The sequence below is a fragment of the Clostridium sp. UBA5119 genome (genome assembly GCF_002414285.1).
Lineage (GTDB): Bacteria > Bacillota > Clostridia > Clostridiales > Clostridiaceae > Clostridium_J > Clostridium_J sulfidigenes.
The window spans coordinates 11,053-11,963 of record NZ_DHYX01000108.1; the positions used below are offsets into that span (position 1 = coordinate 11,053).

A 911-nucleotide genomic window follows, 5' to 3' on the forward strand; every position below is an offset into this window, starting at 1 on the left:
TGAAAAATTAATATTCATTGATGTTTCTCCCTCCTATAATAAATATCTTCTGATTTTACTCAACTAAAATACAAATAAATATTCTTTTGTTCTTATATAAGAAGATTAATACCATGATATTTTTTAGTATGTAACCTTCTTTATTTAAATTGTGCAAAATTAAATTGTACAATCTCATTGTAGACTAATGATAAATTAATGTCAATAAGTTTATTTGCAAATTGTAAATTTAATAACTTATATTATTACCTTAATGATGAAGAAGTATAGGAAAATACCCATCTCTCTGCAAAGATGCAAAAGTCTAAAAAAATCCCCCAAACCTAAGTTTGAGGGATTTTTAAAATATTTCTTAGTATTTACCCATAAGTCTAAAGTGAATCCAGTACCCTTATAATAAATCCTTCTGCTTCTTTAAAATCTCTTTGATTGGGATGCCCCTGTGATAGTTTGCCCATAATATTAAAAAGTTTTCTGTTGTGATAAACTCTCCCTGTATACACCAGAACCAAATACAATTAGATTATAACTTTCTATGTCTAAATCACTAATATCTCTTATATTAATTAACTCCGAATCGATTTTGTCAGCCAATATTTGTGCAATTACTTCAGTGTTTTTTTTATAATCAGAACAATATATTATCAGTGATTTCATAAATCATACCTCCCTCTTACTTTTCCTACTTTTAAATATTTCATATTGCCTTTTTCTTTACTTAACCTTTTTATCTCACCTAACTGCTTCATATTCCTAAATGCTTATATATTACCACTCGGATTCTTTCGAAGCCCTTGCATGGGTGGTTGTAAAAGGTTATATTATTTTCCTTCGAAAATACTCACTACTTTTGCATATTTATATACTCCCATAAAAAATCTCCTCAGACTGTACTATTCAATTTTCAAAGA

1 protein-coding gene is annotated in these 911 nt (G+C 27.6%); it reads right to left on the reverse strand.

What is annotated here, in order from left to right; genetic code table 11:
- Nucleotides 1-462: 462 nt before the first annotated feature.
- Complete coding sequence (locus B2671_RS16465; RefSeq protein ID WP_346871378.1) at nucleotides 463-657, reverse strand: hypothetical protein; 195 nt, start codon at nucleotides 655-657, stop codon at nucleotides 463-465.
- Between the last annotated feature and the right edge of the window lie 254 nt (nucleotides 658-911).